Annotated in this window: 18 protein-coding genes; 9 read left to right on the forward strand and 9 right to left on the reverse strand. The window is 62.9% G+C overall.

Going from position 1 to position 18,910, the window contains the following annotated elements; translation table 11 throughout:
* Together AC3WUT_RS24695 and AC3WUT_RS24700 are read left to right on the forward strand one after the other, a co-directional pair.
* A partial coding sequence (locus AC3WUT_RS24695) for a WD40/YVTN/BNR-like repeat-containing protein (RefSeq protein WP_492349715.1) occupies positions 1-777 on the forward strand: 777 nt, incomplete at its 5' end.
* Between the two features lie 91 nt (positions 778-868).
* Positions 869-2,491, forward strand: a complete 1,623-nt coding sequence (locus AC3WUT_RS24700; protein ID WP_492349716.1) for a methyl-accepting chemotaxis protein — start codon at positions 869-871, stop codon at positions 2,489-2,491.
* A 56-nt stretch (positions 2,492-2,547) separates the two neighbouring features.
* Here the strand turns inward: AC3WUT_RS24700 and AC3WUT_RS24705 are convergent, their stop codons facing one another.
* From AC3WUT_RS24705 to AC3WUT_RS24740, 8 genes are read right to left on the reverse strand one after another with little or no spacing between them, the layout of a single operon-like run.
* Entirely contained in the window at positions 2,548-3,048 is a 501-nt protein-coding gene (locus AC3WUT_RS24705; protein ID WP_492349717.1) for a flavin reductase, read from the reverse strand.
* Between the two features lie 11 nt (positions 3,049-3,059).
* Positions 3,060-4,022, reverse strand: a complete 963-nt coding sequence (locus tag AC3WUT_RS24710) for a PDR/VanB family oxidoreductase (protein ID WP_492349718.1) — start codon at positions 4,020-4,022, stop codon at positions 3,060-3,062.
* A 25-nt stretch (positions 4,023-4,047) separates the two neighbouring features.
* The gene (locus AC3WUT_RS24715; RefSeq protein ID WP_492349719.1) at positions 4,048-4,794 is read right to left on the reverse strand and encodes an SDR family NAD(P)-dependent oxidoreductase; all 747 of its coding nucleotides are present in this window, start codon (positions 4,792-4,794) and stop codon (positions 4,048-4,050) included.
* A gap of 9 nt (positions 4,795-4,803) precedes the next feature.
* Entirely contained in the window at positions 4,804-5,280 is a 477-nt protein-coding gene (locus tag AC3WUT_RS24720) for an aromatic-ring-hydroxylating dioxygenase subunit beta (protein ID WP_492349720.1), read from the reverse strand.
* Positions 5,281-5,300: 20 nt separating this feature from the next.
* Positions 5,301-6,575 (reverse strand): aromatic ring-hydroxylating oxygenase subunit alpha, encoded by a 1,275-nt coding sequence (locus AC3WUT_RS24725; RefSeq protein ID WP_492349721.1) that lies wholly within the window; start codon positions 6,573-6,575, stop codon positions 5,301-5,303.
* A gap of 17 nt (positions 6,576-6,592) precedes the next feature.
* Positions 6,593-7,126, reverse strand: coding sequence for a nuclear transport factor 2 family protein (locus tag AC3WUT_RS24730; RefSeq protein WP_492349722.1), 534 nt, complete (start codon positions 7,124-7,126; stop codon positions 6,593-6,595).
* Positions 7,127-7,134: 8 nt separating this feature from the next.
* Positions 7,135-7,509, reverse strand: coding sequence for an IacB protein (locus AC3WUT_RS24735; RefSeq protein WP_492349723.1), 375 nt, complete (start codon positions 7,507-7,509; stop codon positions 7,135-7,137).
* 31 nt (positions 7,510-7,540) lie between these two features.
* A complete protein-coding gene (locus AC3WUT_RS24740; protein ID WP_492349724.1) occupies positions 7,541-8,719 on the reverse strand; it encodes an acyl-CoA dehydrogenase family protein in 1,179 nt (392 codons plus the stop codon).
* A 367-nt stretch (positions 8,720-9,086) separates the two neighbouring features.
* On the opposite strand from AC3WUT_RS24740, the gene AC3WUT_RS24745 reads away from it, so the two are divergent.
* Genes AC3WUT_RS24745 through AC3WUT_RS24765 form a run of 5 tightly spaced genes read left to right on the forward strand, consistent with a single transcriptional unit; the run spans position 9,087 to position 15,255 of the window.
* On the forward strand, positions 9,087-10,241 hold the full coding sequence (locus AC3WUT_RS24745) for an ABC transporter substrate-binding protein (RefSeq protein ID WP_492349725.1): 1,155 nt from the start codon (positions 9,087-9,089) through the stop codon (positions 10,239-10,241).
* A 20-nt stretch (positions 10,242-10,261) separates the two neighbouring features.
* Entirely contained in the window at positions 10,262-11,284 is a 1,023-nt protein-coding gene (locus tag AC3WUT_RS24750) for a branched-chain amino acid ABC transporter permease (protein ID WP_492349726.1), read from the forward strand.
* The gene (locus tag AC3WUT_RS24755; RefSeq protein ID WP_492349727.1) at positions 11,281-13,137 is read left to right on the forward strand and encodes a branched-chain amino acid ABC transporter ATP-binding protein/permease; all 1,857 of its coding nucleotides are present in this window, start codon (positions 11,281-11,283) and stop codon (positions 13,135-13,137) included. Before AC3WUT_RS24750 ends, AC3WUT_RS24755 begins: the two co-directional genes overlap by 4 nt.
* Complete coding sequence (locus tag AC3WUT_RS24760) at positions 13,134-13,922, forward strand: ABC transporter ATP-binding protein (RefSeq protein WP_492349728.1); 789 nt, start codon at positions 13,134-13,136, stop codon at positions 13,920-13,922. Before AC3WUT_RS24755 ends, AC3WUT_RS24760 begins: the two co-directional genes overlap by 4 nt.
* A gap of 37 nt (positions 13,923-13,959) precedes the next feature.
* Positions 13,960-15,255: an amidase gene (locus AC3WUT_RS24765; protein ID WP_492349729.1), complete on the forward strand. Its 1,296-nt coding sequence runs from the start codon at positions 13,960-13,962 to the stop codon at positions 15,253-15,255.
* Positions 15,256-15,271: 16 nt separating this feature from the next.
* Here AC3WUT_RS24765 and AC3WUT_RS24770 read toward each other — a convergent pair whose 3' ends face one another.
* Positions 15,272-15,703: a MarR family winged helix-turn-helix transcriptional regulator gene (locus AC3WUT_RS24770; RefSeq protein WP_492349730.1), complete on the reverse strand. Its 432-nt coding sequence runs from the start codon at positions 15,701-15,703 to the stop codon at positions 15,272-15,274.
* A gap of 765 nt (positions 15,704-16,468) precedes the next feature.
* On the opposite strand from AC3WUT_RS24770, the gene AC3WUT_RS24775 reads away from it, so the two are divergent.
* Positions 16,469-18,037 carry an acetolactate synthase large subunit gene (locus tag AC3WUT_RS24775; protein ID WP_492349731.1) on the forward strand — a complete coding sequence of 523 codons (1,569 nt, stop codon included), beginning with the start codon at positions 16,469-16,471 and terminating at the stop codon, positions 18,035-18,037.
* A gap of 70 nt (positions 18,038-18,107) precedes the next feature.
* On the forward strand, positions 18,108-18,902 hold the full coding sequence (locus AC3WUT_RS24780) for an SDR family NAD(P)-dependent oxidoreductase (protein WP_492349732.1): 795 nt from the start codon (positions 18,108-18,110) through the stop codon (positions 18,900-18,902).
* Positions 18,903-18,910 lie beyond the last annotated feature (8 nt).

Raw genomic sequence — 18,910 nt, forward strand, 5'->3', positions numbered from 1 at the left:
GTGATGCTGTCCGACGACGGGGGCCGCCAATGGCGCCAGGCCAAGAGCGTGCCGGTGGACAGCACCCTGACCAGCGTGTCGTTTGCCGATGCGCGCCAGGGCTGGGCCGCGGGCCACTGGGGCGTGATCTTGCACACCGAGGACGGGGGCGAGAGCTGGGCCGTGCAGCGCAGCGCCACGGGCGAGGACCGCCCGCTGTTTGCGCTGCACATGCTCGACGCCACCCACGGGGTGGCGGTGGGGCTGTGGTCATTGGTGCTGGTGACCGAGGACGGCGGCAAGCGCTGGAGCCCGGTCACGCTCGCGCCGCCCGAGGGGGCACGCAAGGCCGACCTGAACCTGCTGAGCCTGTTTGCCACGGGCCAGGGCGTGCTGTATGCGGCGGCCGAGAAGGGCATGTTGTTGCGTTCAAGCGACCAGGGCCGGCACTGGAGCTACCTGAGCACGGGCTACAAGGGCTCGTTCTGGACCGGGGTGGCGCTGCCCGGGGGTGAGTTGCTGGCTGCGGGGCTGCGGGGCTCGTTGTACCGCAGCACGGATGAGGGGCGGCACTGGAGCCGCATCGACAGCCACAGCGAGTCGTCGATCACGCAGCTGCTGGTGCAGGGCGAGCAGGTGGCCGGTGTGGGGCTGGATGGGCTGCGCCTGCAAAGCCAGGACGGTGGGGCCAGCTTCAAGACCGAGGTGAGGCCCGATCACCTGGGGCTGACGGCGGGGGTGGTGAATGCGCAGGGGCAGCTGGTGCTGCTGTCCAAGCAGGGGCTGGTGAAAGACTGATCCACGCTCCAATTTCCAGCCTCGTCAGTCGGGGCTTTCGCCACTGTTCATTGGAGCAGGGCCGTCCGAAGTCATCCACGGGATTCGAGATATGACGATTGCTCACCGGCTCAGTGTGGCCTTTGGTTTGGTGGTGATGATTCTGCTGGGGCAAAGTGCCATGAGTTACTGGGCAGCCGTCCAGTCCCAGGATCTGGTGCAGGGCCCGGTGGCGCAAGCCCGCGCACGCTATGAGCTGGCGATGATGCTGAAATCGGCTGGGAAGGCTGAAGAGCTGTATCTGCGCCGTCTTTCGGTGCAGGTTGAGCCCGACAAGGTGGAGCGAGAAATTGCCTCTGCGTTGAATGCCAGTGCAGAGATCGACCAGGCCTTGAAGAGGCTGCTGTCCCTGCCTCTGAGCAGTGCAGATGCCACAGCGTTGAAAGGCCTCCAGCAGACCCTTCAAAGCACACGTTCTGCGCGTGACAAGGTCATCGACTTGGGTCGGCAGCTGCAGACCGATGAGGTCAACCAAGTCTTTGAAGACAAGCTGGATCCCTTGATTCAGCAAAGTCAAGCAGCGGCCCTTGAGTTCGCGAGGCAACAAAAGGCAGCAGAGGATCAATCGTTCGCCGAGATCGTCACGCTGGGCGACAAGAGTCGGCGCATCACATGGATCACGGCGCTGGTGGGCGCTGTGTTGGCGACATTGGCTGGCGTGCTGCTCTACCGATCAGTGACCATGGCTTTGAACACCACGGTCCACATGGCCGACCGGGTGGCAGCCGGTGACCTTACCCTTCACATCGGGGCACAGGCCAACAATGAGACTGGGCGGATGATGAGTGCCCTTGGACGGATGGTCGAGCGAATGCATGAAGCCATGGAGATGGTGATACGTTCGTCTGCCTCGATCCATGCGGCTTCGACAGAAATCGCGGCGGGAAACCTGGACCTTTCCAGCCGCACCGAGCGGCAGGCCGTTGCATTGCAACAGGCCACGCACTCGATTGAATTGATCGCCAACGCGGTGCACGAGAACGCTGATGCCTCGCAAGAGGCGCAGGTGCAGGCGCGTGAGGCTTCGCGGCAGGCGCGCTCCGGAGGTCAGCAAACAGAGCACATCGTGCAGACCATGGAGGCCATATCGGCGTCCTCCAGGCGCATGGCAGACATCCTGGGTGTGATTGATGGAATCGCCTTCCAGACCAACATACTTGCCCTGAATGCGGCGGTGGAGGCGGCAAGAGCGGGCGAGCAGGGGCGGGGCTTCGCGGTGGTGGCAAATGAGGTGCGAGGCTTGGCTCAGCGTTCCGCCCAGGCTGCCAAAGAGATCAAGGATCTGATTCAGGGCAATCTGCAGACCGTGAAAGCCGGATCTGTGCAGGTGACTGAGGCCCGCAGCACGATGGCGTCGATGGTGAAGGCCAGCGAGTTGGCGGCTGATCTGATCATCCGGATCTCCGAGGCCACGGCCCAGCAAGCTCAGGGTGTCGCTCAGATCCATGGTGTGGTGAGCGAAATTGATGAGGGCCTGCGACAGAACGCTGCCTTGGTCGAAGAGGCTGCTGCTGCGGCCGACAGCCTCAGAAGTCAGACGGAGGCCCTGGACAGCGTGCTGGCTTTCTTCCAGGTTGGTGCCAGTCAGCCGCCGTTGCATCAACTTGACACCAAGTTCCAAGCGCACGGCAACCCACGGTCACTGGGTCACCCCCCACCTCCCCGCTTGAGCTGAGCGCTGGGGGCCTGTGTTGGCCGGCCTGTGAATGGTCGACCTTATCCCTGATCTTGTCAGACGCTGGCTTGCGCTTCGCCCAAGCGGTGGTAGGCGCGGTTGAAGTAGGCCAGTCCCTGGGAACTCTCAGAGGCCAGGCGAATGTCGCGCAATTCCGTGATGAAGATGCTGTGCGAGCCCACGTCGTGGATGTGGGTGATGACGCCATCAAAGTTGACCAGCGCGCCTTCCAAGGCGGGCGCGCCGGTGCTCAAGGGCAGCCAGGCCACCTGCGCAAAGCGGCTTTCCATCGTCACATCGCGGTTGGCAAACAGGGCCGACAGGTCCTGCTGCGCGGCCGACAGCACATTGACGCAGATCGAGCGGTTTTCCACAAAGAAACGATGCGCGAAAGACGATCGGTTCATGCAGACCAGCAAGGTGGGCGGTTGATCGGTGACGCTGCAGACCGCTGACGCCGTGAAGCCCGCCAGGCCGGCGGCTCCGTCGGTGGTGATCACGTTGACCGCACCGGCCAGCAATGACATGCCGTTTCTGAATTCAGGAATCGAAATCATGGTGAACCCCTTCAAATGGCCAGCACCAGTCGGGCAGATTTGGCGCGCGAACAGCACGTCATGATCTGGTCGTTTTCAGTCTTTTCTTCGTCGGTGAGGTAGACGTCGCGGTGATCGCATTCACCCTCAAGGACCGTGCAGACGCAGGTGCCGCAGACGCCTTCCTGGCACGAGACCGGCACCAGGATGCCGATCGTCTTCAACGCCGCCACGATGCTCTGTCCCTCTTGCACCTGCACTGTTTTGCCGCTGGCCGCGGCCACCACTTCAAAGGCGCTACCGTGGGTGTCGACGTCGGCGTTGAAATATTCACGGTGGATCTGCGCTGGGGGCAGGCCATGTTGTTCGCTGTTGCCGATCACCCAGTCCATGAAGCCCGATGGGCCGCAGACGTACAGGTGGGTAGAGGCCGTGCCCGCTGCAGCCAACACCGGAGCGATCTGGAGTCGGCCCGAGTCACCCGCATCGTCGAAATGCAGGCACACCTTGTCGGCGAAGGGGGCCGTGGCCAGTTCTTCCAAAAAGGCACTGCTTGCGGCGGAGCGCGCGCAGTAATGCAACTCGAAGCCCTTGCCCGCCGCTGACAGGGCATACGCCATGGCGATCATGGGCGTGATGCCGATGCCGCCACCGACCAGCACACTGTGCTGCGCCTCCGGGACCAAGGGGAAATGGTTGCGTGGCGCGCCGATGGTGATGACCGTGCCTTCGTTGAACCGATCGAAGACCGCAAGCGAACCGCCGCGGGAGCATGGGTCACGCAGCACGCCCAATCGATACCGGCTTTTCTCGGCGGGGTCGCCACACAGCGAATATTGGCGCACGAGGTCGGGCGCCAGATGGACGTCGATGTGGGCGCCAGCCTCGAAGCTGGGCAAACTGCGGCCGTCTGCGCTTTGCAGATCCAGCACAACGACGCTGTCGCCTTGAATCTCTCTGCGCTTGACGACAACCTGGTGGGTGGTGGCGTTCATGGTTGTTTCCTTCTCTCGATGCTCTTCAGCGCATGAAGATGCCGCCGTTGACGTCCCATGCAGCGCCAGTGCATGAATCAGCCTCAGGCGAGGCCAGTTGTACGACTTGTGCTGCGATGAAGCGCGGATTGCCCAGGCGTTGGACGGGGATGGCTGCCAGCAGCTTCTCCAGCTTGTCGGCCGGCACGGCCTTGCGCACGGAGGGCAAGTCCAGCGGGCCGGGGGCCATGGCATTGACGGTGACTCCGCTGGCGGCCAGTTCGCGGGCGAAGATCTTGGTCAGGGTCAGGATGCCCGCCTTGGAAGAAGCGTAGTGCGCGCCCGAGGCCGTGCCGCCGTTCTGCCCGGCAAGTGAGGCGATGTTGATCAGGCGGCCATAGCCGTGGCTGGCCATGCGGGCGCCAAACACCTGGCAACCGAGGAAGGTCCCGCGCAGGTTGATTCGCAGCACCTCTTCAAACTCTTCAGGGGTGATCTGCATCACCGGTGTGGTCACCGTCACGGCTGCGTTGTTCACGGCCACATGCAGCTGCCCCCAGCGTGCTGCAAGGGCATCGACCGCCTGCTCGAACGCTGATTTGGACACCACATCCAGGGCCAGGCCCAGGGTGCTGTCGCCGCTGGGATCCAGCTCCCGCGCGGCACGTTCGGCGGCCACGCCGTCGCGGTCGCTCAACGCAACGCGGTAGCCGGCGGCGTGCAAGGCCTGTGCGATGAACAGGCCCAGCCCATTGGCGGCACCTGTGACCAGGGCGTTTTGTCGTTCTGCCATGGCCTGGCCTCAGAGGATGTAGCCGACGGCGGTGAGCGTGTCGGTCGAGTTGATGAGCTTGACGATCTTGCGGTGGATGCGGAAGCCCTCACCCACGCGCAGCAGTTCGTAGGTGACATCGGAGGTGTGTTCGCGAAATCGGTCCTTGCGGAACTCGCGCAAGTCCTGGGCACAACGCACCGTGACCTTGGTGCCGTCGTCGCTCAGCAGGCGCAGGCGCGATACGTTGCGCACTGTGCGCGCCACCGGGGCGGATGAGATGGCTTCGCCACCGGTCAATCGCGCCACGCGCTTGCTGCGCATCTGGGCGTCGTCGTAGGCGTAGTTCAGGGTGTTCTCGTGGTCGGTCTCGTTCGGGTCGATCGGGATCACGTAGAGGCCTTCCGGCGCCCAAAGCTGGAGCCAGTCCTGGTACTCGTTGTGGTCCAGCATATCGCTTTCGGCCCAGATGAAGGCGGTTGCTTCTTGCAGCAGCGTCGTGTTCATTTTTTTCTCTCTTCCGTGACTCAGGCGGTCATCAGTTTTTTCCACTGCTGGTAGGCAGCGCGCATGCCGGTCTCGGCACTCACATCACCGGCCACACCATCGGCGGTCTTCTTTTCCGCGGGCAGGCCGCGGTTGAGCAGTACCCAGAGGTCCCGCCCGGCATGGGCGCCGGCCTGAACCCGTTCCCAGGCTTCCGAGTCGTCCGGCGTGCCAAAGCCCAAGGGGCCCTGGAAGTGCTCGTGCATGCGCAGCCGGGCCCGGTTGCCGGCCGGGGGGCCTCCGTCCATCAGAATCACGCTGTGGTGGATCTCGGTTTCGTTGACCGAAATCGGTTGCAGAACCCGAAAAAAAGCCATCGAGCAGGCAATGTTGGGGAACAGGTTCAGGTTGAAGCCCGAGCCCCCCACGGCGCGCACGATCTGTCGCACCTTGGCCTCCTCGTGGCCCTCGGCGCGCAACGCGTCGGCCAACTCGACGTACCGGTCTGGGATGGACCTCTCCAGATCCGCTTCCAGGTCGATCAGGTCCGGAATCATCACCATCACGCTGTGGCCATTGCCCAGGTCTTCGACATAGCCCTTGCCCCCCACGAAGTCGAGCATCTCTTCGGTCTGTTTGTCCACGGAGTGAAGAAATGAGCGATGCACCAGGGGGAAGTGGTAGGCGTCCGTGGTGTTTTCCAGCTGGATCTTCCAGTTGCCCGGAAACGTGAAGCGATGCTCGCCGCCGACCTTGATCGGAAAGCTGCCACCTTGCTTCATGAACAGGTCCATCCACTTCTTGGCGGGGCCCAGGTAGTCGACCAGGGGCTCGATGTCGTCCTTGAAGGTGGCGAACACCATGCCGGCGTATTCCTCGACCCGCAGGTTCACCAGCGGGTGTTCCGCTTTGTCGAGAATGTCGCCATAGCTCTCTGGGTGCGGCACACCGCGAAGGGTGCCGTCGAGCGCGTAGCTCCAGCCGTGGTAGGGGCAGACAAAGGTGTTGGCCTTGCCTTTCTTGTGTTCACACACCGTGGCGGCGCGGTGACGGCAGCGATTGAGCAATACCCGCACCTGCTTTTTGCGGTCGCGCACCACGATGACGGGCTCTTTGCCCACCCAGTGGGTCTTGTAGCTGCCGACATCGGGCACCTCGCTGACGTGCGCCACCCAGACCCAGGTGTTGCGGAAGACCTTCTCCATCTCGTCATCGAAGATGGCAGGGTCGGTGTAGAGCGAGGTGTGGACCTTGTCGGACTGGACCAGGTCGCCGATCGGGCGGTGGAAATGAATCGGTTGAGCAGGAGCATTCATGGGAGTGGCTCTGTGAATTAATGATCTTGGGCAGGGACTGGCAGCAGCGCACTGCTGTTCCAGGCGCTGGTGGGGCGGCTGAAGAGGTTCTCGGTCTGGAACTGGGCGATGCGCCAGGCGCTGCCTTCAGAGCGCAGCTTCAAGGTGAGCTGCGCGGCGTTGAGGTGGGAGCTCTGGTCGGCAAAGGTCGATGTCTGCAACATCACCCAGCTCGCATCGGCGCTGAGGGCATCGGACGACACCACGATGGTTTCGGAACAGAGAAAGTGGACGTTCAAGGCGAAGTGCGCCGGGGTCCGCATGTAGGTGCGGAACATGGCAGCAATGGCTTCACGGCCCCGGTAGCCACCAAAGCGGCCGGAATAGAGCGCACCCCGGCCTTCCCAGGTCGCGTCGTCGGTGAAAAGGCCGGCCAGCTCCTGCAGCGGTGTCTCGGCGTTGAGCCGATCGCACAGTGCCATGTAGCGGGTGATGCAGGCGCGGATCAAGCCTTCGGCCTGAAGGCGCTGCACCTGCAGTTGCAGGTCGGCGATCTGCTGATGCAATGTCATTGCGGTGCTCAGGCCGCGTAGGCCGGAATGCTCAGCTCGCGGCCCACGCGTGCTTCGACCTTGCAGTACTTCCACAGCTTGTAGGTGCCGTCACCGACACCGATGGTGCGAAACAGGTTGCAAGCTGCATGCACCGTTTCCAGGTCAGGCACATCGGCCAGCACGTAGGTCGTCCAAGGCCAGCTCGCCGACGGCCCTACCATGGAGCGATCGTCGTCGAGGTTGCCCAGAACTTTGACGCCGGGCAGGGCGGCAATGCCTTGCATCATCTGCACGAAGGCGCTCCAGATGTCCTTGGTTTCCGCCTGGGTGGCGTCGAAGAAATTCTGGTTCACGCCGATGCAAAACAGGGTGCGCAGTGGAATTTTGGTTTCAGTGGTCATGGTGTGGGTTCTCCTTGGCGATGAGGTCAGATCAGAGGTAGCCCGGCAAGGGCTTGAGGCCGAACAACATGGCGCCGGCGTTTTGGTAGGTGATGTCGCCCATGAAGGCGTGCTGTGTCACGACCAGACTGTCTTGCACCTGGGTAGACAGTGGACAGCTGCGGTAGATGCCGGTCATGCCCGCAAGCATCTGCACGCTGCGGGTGACTTCGGCACCCGCACGGGTGGCGTGGGTGGACGACAGGCGCAGCATGCTGATCTGTTCCTGAGTGGGGGTGTCGCCCCGCAGCAGGGTTTCCCAGACCTCGTCCATGGCGTCATAGAAGAACGCGCGTGCGGCGCGCAGGGTGGCTTCGGCACGTGCAAGGTCCATCTGGACCTGCGGCCGGTCCGCGGTGCGTGGGGCGCCCGTGACAGAGGTGCGGCCTGTGGCCAGGTCCTTCAATTCTTCGATCGCTCCGCGGGCAATGCCGAGCGAGACCACGCTCAATACTTGCGTGGCGAACGACAGGCTGGGGTAGCGGCAAATGGGGGCGTCCAGCGTGGACGGACTGCCGCGCACGAAGGTCCATTCTTCGGGGACGACAACCTTGTCCACGACGATGTCGTGGCTCCCTGTGCCGGTCAGGCCGATAACGTCCCAGGTGGGGTCGATTCGTGCTTTGGCGATCGGCATCACGGCCAGGCGCGGCAGGGATTGGCCCGCCAGGCCCGTCGGTGCAATGCCCACACCCACGAGGTTCGCCCCCATGCAACCGCTGGCAAAGCTCCAGCGGCCTGACACCTCGAAGCCCCCCTCGACGGCCGGTGCGCTCTGGGGTGGAAACACGCCCGCGCAGAACACCACATCGGGCGAAGCCGCGTACACCTGGCGCAGCGTCTCGATGGGCAACGAGGCCAGGTAGGTGATGCCCATGCCGAAGCTGGCCACCCAGCCGGCCGAGCCGTCGGCCTGTGCAATGCGCTCCACTTTTTCGCAGAAATAGCGTGGCGAACGTTCTTCGCCTCCCAATGCCCGCGGCACCAGCGCGCGGTACATGCCGTGGTGCTTGAAGCTCTCGACGACGTCGGGCGATATGAAGCGCTGCTTCGAGAATTCGGCGCTGCGGGTGCGGATGTCGGTCAGCAGATCGTCAAAAGAGGGATGGGCCACGCCGCCTGGCGAAGGGGGGCTGGCATGCGTGGTGCGCTCGGGTTCCAGGGTCAGCATCGGGGTCTCCGGTAGTGGGGTTGCTGCGTCGAAAAAGGGCTCAACGCGTTGAAGCTATTTTTTAAGTTAGCTCAAAACAACGTGAATTGGCAACTATTTAATGAAAAAAGTTTTCGCACAAGAACAGGGCGATTGAAGACATTGTTGGTGCAGCCACGAGGCGAAAGTCGCACCAAAAGTGGGATTGATCGCCGCTTTTGGATCGATTTAAGGACCTTTTTCTTCGGGAATTCCCTAGGGTAAGGAAACGTATTCCATCTGTAATCTCGGCGAAAAGCATGAATGGGAACGTGAATCTGGCATGAAATATGCAGAACTTGCGCCACCAAAATTCAAACTTTCCACCCGCACTACAAAGAGGTTCTCCATGGTTCTGAAAAGCGTTTTCCCCGCCTTGATCGCCGCTGCCGGCGCCCTGTGCTTTGCCGGCTGCGCGCTCGCTCAGGTCAAAATCGGCGTTGTGTCCTCGGCCAGTGGTCCGATTGCCTTGGTCGGCATTCCCCAGAAAAACACCGTGGCGTTGTTGCCCAAGGAGGTGGCGGGTCAGAAGATCGAGTACTTCTCGCTGGACGACGCTTCAGATCCGACGGCTTCGGTTTCTGCCGTCAAGAAGCTCATCAACGAGGACAAGGTCGATGCCTTGATTGGCCCGAGCGGATCGCCCAACGCCATGGGGGTGATCCAGTTCGCCGCAGAAGCCGGTGTGCCCATGTTTGCGCCCGTTGGCACGGCAGCCGTGGTGTTGCCCATGACCGAACAGAAGAAGTGGGTGTTCAAGACCACGCAGAACGACGATCTGATCGCCAACGCGTTGGTGGACCACATGAAGGCCACCGGCATCAAGAGCGTCAGCCTGATCGGCACGGCCGACCCCTATGGCGAGAACTGGGCCAAGGTCATGACCGAGCTGCTGGCGGCAGCCAATATCAAGCTGTTGACTTCGGAGAGCTTTCAGCGCCGTGACACCTCCGTGACGGCGCAGGCACTGAAGACCCTCGCAGCCCGCCCGGAGGCCGTGCTGATCGCTGCACCCGGGAGCTCGGCCGTGTTGCCACAGACCACGCTGTTCGATCAAGGCTACAAAGGCAGGTTCTACCAAACCCACGGTGCGGCGCTGGACGACTTCCTGAAACTGGGCGGCAAGAAAGTGGAGGGCACCATCCTGGCTGCCAGCGGCATGCTGGTGCTGGGCGACATGCCAGCCAGCAACCCCATCAAGGCCATCGCCACCAAGTACGTGGCCGACTACGAAAAACTGTATGGCAGCAAGCCAGCCACCTTTGGCGCCAATGTGTACGACGCCGGTCTGTTGCTGCAGGCGGCTATTCCGGCCGCCCTGAAGAAGGGCAAGCCGGGCAGCCCGGAGTTCCGCTCTGCGCTGCGCGATGCGATTGAGCACACCAAAGAGCTTGCTGCCACCCAAGGTGTTTACAACATGACCGCAGCGGACCACAGCGGCTTTGACAAACGGGGCCGCGAACTCATCACGGTGAAGAACGGTCAGTGGGCCGCCTTGAAGTAAGCCGCCCACAGTTGATCGACATGGATTCACAGATCGTTCTATTGCTGGGGCAGGATGGCCTCACGAGCGGCGCCATTTACGCCTTGCTTGCGTTGTCCATTGTGCTGGTGTTCAGCGTGACACGCGTGCTGTTGGTACCGCAGGGCGAGTTTGTCACCTTCGGCGCCATGGCCATGGCGGGCATGCAGGCGGGGCAGTCGATGGCCCTGGCCTGGCTGTTGTTGGGACTGGCCGTGGCACGGGCCGTGGGCGGCCTCTGGACAAGGCGTCAGTGGCCGGGTCCTGGCGACTGGCTCATGCTGGGCTATGCCGCGGGCCTTTGGGCGCTGTTGCGCCTCCTGCCACTGCAAGCTTTGCCGATGGTGGTGCAGGCACTGCTGACGCTCGCGTTGGTGGTGCCCATGGGGCCGTTGCTGTACGACATCGCCTTCAAGCCGATTGCGTCCGCACACTCCCTGGTGCTGCTGATCGTGTCGATTGCACTGCATGGTGTGTTGGTGGGGCTGTCGCTGCTGATGTTCGGCGCCGAAGGTGCGCGCAGCGAGCCGTTTTCCGAGGGCGGCGTGGAGATCGGGCCGGTGATGTTCAAGTCACAGGCGCTCTGGGTCATCGCCGCTTCCGTGCTGCTCATTGCGGCCCTCTATGTGTTCTTCGATCGAACGCTGTACGGCAAGGCGCTGCGTGCAACCTCGGTGAATCGACTCGGGGCGGAGCTGATGGGTATTTCGCCTGAGTTCGCAGGGCAGCTCAGCTTTGGCCTGGCGGCTTTCATTGGTGCCCTCTCGGGCATTCTGATTGCGCCGCTGACCACGCTGTATTTCGACAGCGGCTTTCTGATCAGCCTCAAGGGCTTTGTCGGTGCAGTGACCGGCGGGCTGTTGAGCTATCCGATCGCTGCGCTTGGCGCCACGTCGGTCGGCTTGGTCGAATCGTTCTCGACCTTTTGGGCAAGTGACTACAAGGAGGTGATCGTGTTCACACTGATCTTGCCTTTCCTGCTGTGGCGCTCTTTGACAACCCGCCATTCCGAAGAGGAAGCATGAGCGCCATTTCTACCCCTACCCTTGAACACGGCACGGCCCGTTGGCATGGAGCCTCCCGTCTGCGAAGCATTGGCTTGCTCTTCGTGGCGGTGGCCCTGTTGGCGCTCGTGCCTCTGTTGCCAAGTTTCTATGTCACCTTGTTCAACAACATCGGCCTCGCGGCATTGGTTGTGCTGGGCATCGTGCTGATGACCGGAGTAGCCGGCCTGACCAGCTTTGGCCAGGCCGCCTTTGTCGGCATTGGGGCCTACACAACGGCCTGGCTGGCCAGCAGCACAGCGTTGCCGGGCTGGTTGGCCTGGGCTGGCGGCTCGCCGCTGGCGGCGCTGCTGATGGGGACCTTGGTCACACTGTTTGTGGCCGGCCTGTTGGGGGCCATTACCTTGCGCTTGTCCGGCCACTACCTTCCGCTGGGCACCATTGCCTGGGGGATTGCTCTGTACTACCTGTTCGGCACTTTTCAATCTCTGGGGGGCTATTCCGGCTTGGCCAATCTGCCTGGATTGCGTCTGTTTGGTGTGGCGTTGGAACGCGGTGAGCAAATCTTCTATTTGATCTGGTTGCTGGTGTTGCTGGGAGCCGTCGCTATCCGAAACCTGCTGGACTCCCGCTCGGGGCGCGCCATCCGCGCGCTGAACGGCGGACAGGCCATGGCCGCCTCGATGGGCGTCCATGTGTTTCGTGCCAAGTTGACCGCTTTTCTGTTGGCCGCAGCGATGGCGAGTGTGTCGGGTTGGCTCTACGTCTATACGCAGCGCTTTGTCAGTCCGACCCCTTTCAGCATCAACGCCGGCATCGATTACCTGTTCATGGCACTGATTGGCGGTGTCGGTCAATTGTGGGGCGCCATCGTTGGCGCCGGGCTGTTTGTCTTGGCAAAAAACGGCTTGGAAGACCTGCTGCCCAAGCTGTTTGGCAGCACCGGCAACTACGAGGCGATTGTGTTCGGGGCCCTCATCATCTGGCTGATGCACCGAGCGCCGGTTGGCGTGGCGGGGTGGTGTCAGGCCCATCTGGGGCCTCGCCGGGCCACGTTGCCGCGGATCGATGAAAGCGCTGCTGCGTCGCTGCCGCGACGGGAGATGCCCAGCCGTGGCAGTGTGGTGATGAAGGCACGTGGGCTGACTCGCCGCTTTGGGGGCCTGGTCGCCAACAAGGAGATCGACCTGGACTTGCGTGCGGGCGAAGTCTTGGCCGTGATCGGCCCGAACGGCGCAGGCAAGAGCACATTGTTCAATCTTCTTTCGTGTTGTGATGTGCCGACCTCTGGTGACATCGAATTCCTGGGTCAGCCGGTACAAGGCTGGGATGCCCGGCGCATTGCAGCAGCGGGTCTGGCGCGTACATTCCAGCACGTGAAGTTGCTGCCCAAGATGAGCGTGCTGGAGAACGTAGCCATTGGTGGGCACTTGCGTGGTCAACAGGGCCTGCTGGCCAGTGTGATGAGGCTGGACCGCCGTGAAGAGGCGAGCTTGCTGGCCGAAGCTCGCCGCCAACTGGAGCGCGTGGGCTTGGGCGCCCATCTCGCAGCGGAAGCCGGCAGCCTTTCTTTGGGCCAGCAGCGCTTGATTGAAATTGCCCGCGCGCTTTGTGGTGACCCTTGCGTGCTGCTGCTCGACGAGCCCGCAGCCGGCTTGCGCCATGGCGAGAAGCAGGCGCTGGGCGCGTTGCTGCAGAAGCTGCGCGAAGAAGGCATGACCGTGCTGCTGGTCGAGCACGACATGGACTTCGTCATGAACCTGGTTGATCGCGTGGCGGTGGTGGTGTTTGGCGACAAGATCGTCGAAGGCCTGCCCGCTGAAGTCCAGTCGGACCCGCGAGTCCTTGAAGCCTATCTGGGAGTTGCGCTATGAATGCTGTGCCCAAACCGGCGGTGGTCGAGTCACCGCTGCTGGATGTGTCCGATCTGCATGTGAGTTACGGCAAGATCAGTGCGGTGAGCGGTGTCTCGCTGCGGGTGCGGAAGGGTGAGATCGTCACTGTGGTGGGGCCCAACGGTGCAGGCAAGACCACGCTGATGTCGGCCATCATGGGGGTGTTGCCATCAAGTGGACGCATCGTTGTCGCAGATGAAACCGGCTCGGGCCGTGATGAGGGCCGCGGCATCGCCAGCCGCGTGCGCAGTGGCATCGGCATGGTGCCTGAGACCCGCGCCTTGTTTTCAAGTATGTCGATCGAAGACAACTTGCGGCTTGGTGCGTTCCGGTTTCGCAAAGAGCCCAAGGCCCGACATGCCGAAGCCTTGGAGGAGGTCTTCACGCTGTTCCCGCGCCTGAAGGAGCGCCGCCAGCAAGAGGCTTCGACGCTCTCTGGTGGCGAGCGCCAGATGCTGGCCCTGGGGCGTGCCCTGATGGGCCGGCCACGACTGCTGCTGCTCGACGAGCCCAGCTTGGGTTTGGCGCCACTGATCGTTCGTGAGATCTTCCGCATCCTCGTGCGCCTGCGTGAACAGGGGGTCTCGATCCTGTTGGTGGAGCAGAACGCGCTCGCCGCCCTCAAGATCGCCGACTACGCCTATGTCTTGGAGTTGGGGCAGGTTGCGATGGCGGGCCCGGCAGACCTTGTGGCTGCCGATCCGCGGGTCGTGCAGGCCTATCTCGGTAGTCAGGCGAAGCATCAAGCGATGTTGAGCTCATGATATTTGCAACTGACCGATTCGAAAGCTTGATTCAGACATGACCCGCCATATTCACCCGCGCTCCAGTGCGGTGGCCATCCATGCGGCCATCGCACGCCGCGAAACCACGGCGGAAGCCGTGCTCCTGGACAGCCTGGAACGCATCGCCAACGCCGAACCTGTATTGCAGGCCTGGAAGCATCTGGATCCCGCCGTCGCATTGCAACAGGCCCGTGCGCTGGATGCGCGCATGGCCACTGGCTCAGCCGCAGGCCTGCTCGGCGGCGTACCGATGGGCATCAAGGATCTGATCGACACAGCAGATATGCCGACCGGGTACGGCTCTGCGGTCTACGAGGGACATCGCCCCGCTGCCGATGCAGAAGTCGTCCGGCTGGTGCGAGCCGCCGATGCCGTCATTGTGGGCAAGACCGTCACCACCGAGTTCGCCTATTTCACTCCTGGACCCACGGCCAACCCCTGGGACACTGCGCACACGCCAGGGGGGTCGTCCAGTGGGTCCGCCGCCGCTGTGGCCAGTGGCATGGTCCCACTGGCCTTTGGATCGCAGACCGCGGGGTCGTTGATTCGCCCCGCGTCCTATTGCGGTGTATTTGCCCTCAAGCCAACCCATGACCTGGTCAGCGGTGCGGGTGTGAAGGCGTTTGCGCCTTCGCTTGACACCATGGGCTGGCTGTCCAACGGCACGGAAGATCTGGAATTGATGCGTGCGGCACTCGCGGGTGAGCGCTTCGAGCCTTTGCCAGACGCTGTCGGCATGCGCCTGCTGAGCTGTCGTACCCATGAATGGGACTGCGCCGATGCGGGCGGGGGGCAGGTCTGGGAAAGGGCGCACAGCTTGCTGTCGGCCGCCGGGGTGCCGGTGAGTTCCCTGAACATGCCCGCGTCGCTGTCGGGCCTGTTGCAGGCGCAAAAAACTGTGATGGCGAAAGAGGCGGCGCAGAACCTGGGCCGCGAGATCAGCGAATACGGTACCCGGGTGAGCGAGCACATCCGCGATCTGGTTGCCCTTGGCCATGGCATCACCCAGGAGGCTTACGCCGCAGCGAAGGCCTTGGCTGAGCAAGGTGTGCTTGAGGTTCTGGCCTTGATGGGCGAGGCCGATGCTCTGCTCGTGCCCGCTGCGCCGGGCGAAGCGCCGCTCGGGCTGAGTGCCACAGGTGACCCGGTCTTCAGTCGGGTGTGGACGCTGCTTGGTCTGCCTTGTGTCAACGTCCCGGGGCTGTTGGGTCCTGGGGGGCTTCCGGTGGGGCTGCAACTGGTGGGGCGCCCGCGCGAGGAACGCAAGCTCCTTGCCGTGGCGCAGTCGCTGCACCGGGTCATCACCGCGTGATTGCGGCGACCTGGACCTAGGCAGGGTCCGGGTCTGATGCCACTGCGTCCAGAATGGGATGATCGCCGCCGTTGAGGTTGCGGAACACGATCCGCAGCGATTCATTCAGTCTCTCGAGCTTGGCAGGTGTCAGGCCATCGAAGCTGCGCTCGAACAGGCCGTGGGTGGCATCTTTCACCCGCCCCAGGGCGACTCGGCCGGCGTCCGTCAACGACACCATCGTCACCCGGCCGTCACTTTTGGACGTCTCCGTACTCACCAGACCCTCGGCCTTCATGCGGTAGACGATCTTCGTGGTGGTGGATAGTTTGCCCACTGCGTGCACGGCGATCTCGGAGACGCTGCTGACACCTTGCTCCTGAAGGATGGCCAGGACCCGGTAGGTCGGTACATCGCAGTTGACGGCCTTCAGCACGCGTTCAATTTCCTGCGTGTAGAGGGTGTTCACTCGGGCAATCCAGTAAAAGGGCCAATCGGCCCGATGAAATTCGGGGTCGGATGGATTGGAGCGTTTGGAAGAGCGCACAGCCGTGATTGTCCGGGTTGAAAACTGACTTGGATCTTAGCGGATGGCGTGCCCGGCAAAGCCGGCGGACGCATTTGTTTGACCGGAGTGGGGCGCCCAAAGGCCGTGCCCACGCGGCGGGCGGATTACGCCATCGATTGGCGTGCAATGTCTTGAGCCTGATCAACCGGGGTGATTGCCCTCGGCACCTCATCTTGGCCAGGTTTTGGGCGGCGTCTGCCATCGCACCGGACGAGGCAGGGCCGCATGGCGGCCGCTGTCGGCAACAAACGTCGATGGGTTTGTGTGAGGCCGAGGCTGCCCGTTTGTCAGCAGGCTGAGCGAAGCGTTGCGGCCTGCCCTGGCACTTCTGGGAGGCACGACCCAGGGTTTGAACCGGATCGGCACAGTACGAAGCCCGGACCACTGTCAGCCGCATGCGCCGTTTGCCAGGTGGTTGAGCCACACGTGCGCCACCTCCCCTTTTGAGGCCTTTTGGCCATGGTGCCGCGCGGACTCGCGCCGCCCCATGCCGCCACGGTGCCCCTTTTGTGCCATCAGCCATGGTGATCAGTAGCTTTTGTTGATTGCTTGAAAAAATATCAACATACGCATATCACAAAAAAATGCAAAGCAAAACACAAATTTAAATCCTGACAATCAGTGCATGTAATTGCTAATTTTCGTCTATGCGATAAAGTGGCAAACATGACCACTGAAAAATACACCACTGGCGCAGACCTGCTTTTGGCCGAACTGGCCGCTCAGGGCGTGGATACCTGCTTTGCCAACCCCGGGACCACGGAACTGGACGTGGTTCGATCCATGGAGACGCAGGATGCGGTCCGTTGTGTGATCGGATTGCAGGAAAACGTGTGCACGGGCGCCGCTGATGGCTATGGCCGCATGCTGGGTCGTCCTGCGGCCACCCTGCTGCATCTGGGCCCCGGATTTGCCAATGGCATCGCCAACCTGCACAACGCCAAGCGTGCCCACACCCCGATCGTCAACCTCATCGGCGATCACACCAGTTGGCATTTGCCGTTCGATGCGCCCTTGAGCTCCGACATCGAGTCCCTGGCCCGTCCTGTGTCCGGCTGGGTGCATCGCATTGACAGCGTGTCCGATGCCGCACCGGCTGCGGCGCAGGCCGTGCGGCAGAGCCTGGCCCATGGCGGGCAGTCAGCGACGCTGATCTTCCCGGCCGACTACCAGTACGGCACGCTTGGCACAGAGGCCGGCGCCAGCGAGTGCGAGGCCGTTGCCGTTTCGTCGCCTTCGCATTTCGACCTGGCCGCATGCGCGCAGGCGCTTCGCCAAGCCAAGTCCCCCATGTTCTTGCTGGGCGGTGGCGGTGCCTTGAGCGGATTGGGTGAGCGTGCTCAAAAGGCCGTGGCCCGCCTGTGCCAGGTGCTGCAAGGCCGCGCCTACGCAGAGACCTTCCCGGCTCGCTCGGAGCGTGGGCAGGGCTTGCCAGTCTTTGATCGCCTGCCGTACTTCCCGGAACCCGCCCGCCAGGTGCTCGACGCATCCGATCTGGTGGTGCTGGCAGGGGCGTTGCCACCGGTGACCTACTTTGGCTACGAGGGCCATGCGAGTGAGATGGTCAACAAGGACCGTCTGCTGCTGCTGAGCCAGCCCGGCGAAGACGCGGCCACCCGGCTGGAGGCGCTGGCAGAGGCGCTGGCAGCACCCGCTTACGTGGCGCCACAGGTGCCGATGCCGGAGCAGCCCACGGGTGAGTTGACGCCCCAGAAGATCGCGGCCGTTCTGGCGCGTGAGCTGCCAGACCAGGCCATCGTGTCGGTCGAAGGCGGAACCTGTGGGTATCCCTTTTATGCCGCTTCTGCCGCGGCCCGTGTGCACACCACCTTGACCAACACGGGGGGGGCCATCGGTCAGGGCCTGCCCGTGGCCATGGGGGCCGCCATCGCCTGCCCCGAACGGCGCGTGGTCGCCCTGGTGTCTGACGGCAGCACGCAGTACACGATCCAAACCCTGTGGAGCATGGCGCATGAAGGGCTGAATGTGGTGGTACTGGTGGCCGCCAATCACCAATACGCCATCTTGCGCAACGAACTGCGGCGTGGCGGGGCCACGCTCGGCGATCGAGCCGCTGCCATGACCAGTCTGGAGAACCCACGCATCGACTGGGTCTTGCTGGCGCAGTCCTACGGCGTCAAAGCCTCGCGTGCCCAGACGGCCGAGGAATTGGCTGAGCAGTTCGCCAAGGCGGTCACCGCTTCCGGGCCCAGCCTGATCGAAATGGCGCTGTGAGCCCAGGCTTCAACAGCGTCATCCCAACCAACCGGGCGCCAACTGCGCTCATCCATCACCAGGAGCTAATGTGGATCTGAAACTCAAAGGAAAAGTCGCTGTGGTCACCGGCGGCAGTCTGGGCATCGGCCGTGCCGTGACCGAGGCACTGGCCGCCGAAGGCGTGCGTGTGGCGATCGTCGCACGCAGCGCGGGCCCTCTGCAGGCTGCGGCCCGCGACATCAGCGAACAGTACGGTATCGAGGTGTTGGCCGCACCGGCCGACGTGAGCAGTACCGAGCAGGTCGAGGCCATGATTGAACAGGTTGCGCAGCACTTCGGGCGCATCGACATCCTGGTCAACGGGGCGGCCCATCCGGGCGGTTTGGTGCGCAGCGAAATCGAGCATGCCAGCCCTGAAGGCCTGCTGGAAGACATCAACATCAAGGTGGTGGGCTACATGCGCTGCGCCAAGGCGGCGGCAGCACACATGAAGAAGAACGGCTATGGCCGCATCATCAACATCGGCGGCCTCACCGGCCGTGGCAGCAAGCAGCTGTCGGGCATGCGCAATGTGGCCATCTGCCACCTGACCAAGACACTGTCTGACCAATTGGGCCCCTCGGGCATCACCGTCAATGTGATTCACCCGGGTGTGGTGGAAACCCCCCACATCCATGAGCTGTACGCCAAGGAAGCCAAGTTGCAGGGCCTCACGCCCGAGCAAGTCGAGGCCAATTACGCCAAGGTGACCCCGATCCGTCGCGTGCTCCAGCCGCAGGAAATCGCAGACACCGTGCTGTTCCTGGCTTCCGAAAGAGCGGGCGCCATCACGGGCGAATCGATCGCTGTCGACGGTGGCATCACCCGCGGCATCTTCATCTGATGGCTCAT

The sequence above is a fragment of the Curvibacter sp. EU05-FHT14A10 genome (assembly GCF_058791075.1).

Excerpts from the sequence above, each read along its gene's own strand:
- AC3WUT_RS24700 (WP_492349716.1), top strand. The coding sequence starts at position 869 with ATGACGATTGCTCACCGGCTCAGTGTGGCCTTTGGTTTGGTGGTGATG.
- AC3WUT_RS24705 (WP_492349717.1), bottom strand. The coding sequence starts at position 3,048 with ATGATTTCGATTCCTGAATTCAGAAACGGCATGTCATTGCTGGCCGGT.
- AC3WUT_RS24710 (WP_492349718.1), bottom strand. The coding sequence starts at position 4,022 with ATGAACGCCACCACCCACCAGGTTGTCGTCAAGCGCAGAGAGATTCAA.
- AC3WUT_RS24715 (WP_492349719.1), bottom strand. The coding sequence starts at position 4,794 with ATGGCAGAACGACAAAACGCCCTGGTCACAGGTGCCGCCAATGGGCTG.
- AC3WUT_RS24720 (WP_492349720.1), bottom strand. The coding sequence starts at position 5,280 with ATGAACACGACGCTGCTGCAAGAAGCAACCGCCTTCATCTGGGCCGAA.
- AC3WUT_RS24725 (WP_492349721.1), bottom strand. The coding sequence starts at position 6,575 with ATGAATGCTCCTGCTCAACCGATTCATTTCCACCGCCCGATCGGCGAC.
- AC3WUT_RS24730 (WP_492349722.1), bottom strand. The coding sequence starts at position 7,126 with ATGACATTGCATCAGCAGATCGCCGACCTGCAACTGCAGGTGCAGCGC.
- AC3WUT_RS24735 (WP_492349723.1), bottom strand. The coding sequence starts at position 7,509 with ATGACCACTGAAACCAAAATTCCACTGCGCACCCTGTTTTGCATCGGC.
- AC3WUT_RS24740 (WP_492349724.1), bottom strand. The coding sequence starts at position 8,719 with ATGCTGACCCTGGAACCCGAGCGCACCACGCATGCCAGCCCCCCTTCG.
- AC3WUT_RS24745 (WP_492349725.1), top strand. The coding sequence starts at position 9,087 with ATGGTTCTGAAAAGCGTTTTCCCCGCCTTGATCGCCGCTGCCGGCGCC.
- AC3WUT_RS24750 (WP_492349726.1), top strand. The coding sequence starts at position 10,262 with ATGGATTCACAGATCGTTCTATTGCTGGGGCAGGATGGCCTCACGAGC.
- AC3WUT_RS24755 (WP_492349727.1), top strand. The coding sequence starts at position 11,281 with ATGAGCGCCATTTCTACCCCTACCCTTGAACACGGCACGGCCCGTTGG.
- AC3WUT_RS24760 (WP_492349728.1), top strand. The coding sequence starts at position 13,134 with ATGAATGCTGTGCCCAAACCGGCGGTGGTCGAGTCACCGCTGCTGGAT.
- AC3WUT_RS24765 (WP_492349729.1), top strand. The coding sequence starts at position 13,960 with ATGACCCGCCATATTCACCCGCGCTCCAGTGCGGTGGCCATCCATGCG.
- AC3WUT_RS24775 (WP_492349731.1), top strand. The coding sequence starts at position 16,469 with ATGACCACTGAAAAATACACCACTGGCGCAGACCTGCTTTTGGCCGAA.